Source organism: Acinetobacter sp. 5862, from assembly GCF_024494585.1.
Taxonomy (GTDB): domain Bacteria; phylum Pseudomonadota; class Gammaproteobacteria; order Pseudomonadales; family Moraxellaceae; genus Acinetobacter.
In genome coordinates this window covers 1-246 of the sequence record NZ_JANHGP010000120.1, presented here as the reverse complement: position 1 = coordinate 246, position 246 = coordinate 1, and the positions used below count along the sequence as shown (strand labels likewise).

The window sequence follows — 246 nt, the reverse complement described above, 5'->3', positions numbered from 1 at the left end:
GCTCATACATAGCTAATAATTCATCAAAAGCTAATATAAAGGCAGTTAAACTTGCAACAAAATATCCTCAAGGCGATGAGAAAAGATTGATTGATGCTACACTTTCTAGAACAGTACCATCAGGTGGTCTTCCTATGGACGCTGGTGTTATCGTTTCCAATGTTTCTACTGTAAATGCAGTTTTTGAGGCAGTCTACTATGATAAACCTCTTATAGAAAGAATAATGACTGTTACAGGTCATAATA

1 pseudogene is annotated in these 246 nt (G+C 35.4%); it reads left to right on the top strand.

The annotated features are described in order from the left end of the window. Positions 1-246, top strand: a pseudogene (locus tag NO346_RS14775) (electron transporter RnfC); the annotation flags it as partial.